This is a genomic window from Wolbachia endosymbiont of Drosophila bicornuta (assembly GCF_028982105.1).
Classification (GTDB): Bacteria; Pseudomonadota; Alphaproteobacteria; order Rickettsiales; family Anaplasmataceae; genus Wolbachia; species Wolbachia pipientis.
This window is the reverse complement of sequence record NZ_JAPQLF010000013.1, coordinates 1-875: the sequence shown is the minus strand read 5'-3', so window position 1 is coordinate 875 and position 875 is coordinate 1. Positions and strand designations below refer to the sequence as shown.

General features: G+C 33.9%; 1 protein-coding gene and 1 pseudogene. Both read right to left on the bottom strand.

Translation table 11 applies throughout. The features are described from left to right. Window positions 1-56 precede the first annotated feature (56 nt). Window positions 57-398, bottom strand: coding sequence for a hypothetical protein (locus OZD68_RS00080; RefSeq protein WP_259365932.1), 342 nt, complete (start codon window positions 396-398; stop codon window positions 57-59). 214 nt (window positions 399-612) lie between these two features. Further along, window positions 613-875, bottom strand: a pseudogene (locus OZD68_RS00075) (hypothetical protein); the annotation flags it as partial.

The following is an 875-nucleotide window of genomic DNA, read 5'->3' as shown; positions in this document are numbered from 1 at the left end:
GTATATCTTGGAGAACTTATACCTTATTATTCTATCTCTTTCATACCTTTATTTCCTTAACTTGACGCTTGTGGACCACCAAACAGGCTGCGAAGTAGTAAATAATCCCAAAAATCTAAACCTCTATCATTGTATACATGTATATGTGTAGTCTGAGGGCCTGTAGGTTGTGTGTTATTCCCTGCGTTATATTGATCATTTCTGCTTCCTGTATCGTGCCTATTGCTTGAATTTGGATATGTAAATTCTTCATACACATTTTCAAAATTCTCCTTGCTCCAAGTTAAACTCGGTGTATTATTACGATACTGTAGAAACCCTTCAATATCATTATTGTTACCTAATTTCTTTATATAGGCTAACGCATACCTTTTTAAAACACTATGACTTGCTACCATAAACACCCTCTTAAGTTAAGATTAAATTAATAAATATTTATTATAACAAGATAACATCTACTTGTCAACTTGAGCCTGATTCAAGTATCCGTTCAGAGTGTGGCAGAAGAACTTATTCAAATAAAGTAGGTGGTAAAATATAAACATTTTATAAAGTGAAAAATGGACTTTTCAGACCACTGCCGAGCTAAAAAAGCCCTGAAAAACGTGATACTTAGGCCACTTCTTGCTTAAGCTGTACAATTTCAGCTTGAGAAAGGCCAGTGGATTCAGCTATTAAATTAACGGATACACCAGCTTTAAGTAAATTTTTTGCAACTTCGATTTTTCCTTTCTCTATACCTTCCTCAAGTTTGTATTCAAGAATGGCTTCTTCTTTCCGCAGATCCATTATTCTTTCTTCATATGCTACTAAATCTTTTTCATTCCAGCTAAACCTGTCTAATTCATCGTAGGCTAACTTTATTATTGGTGCTT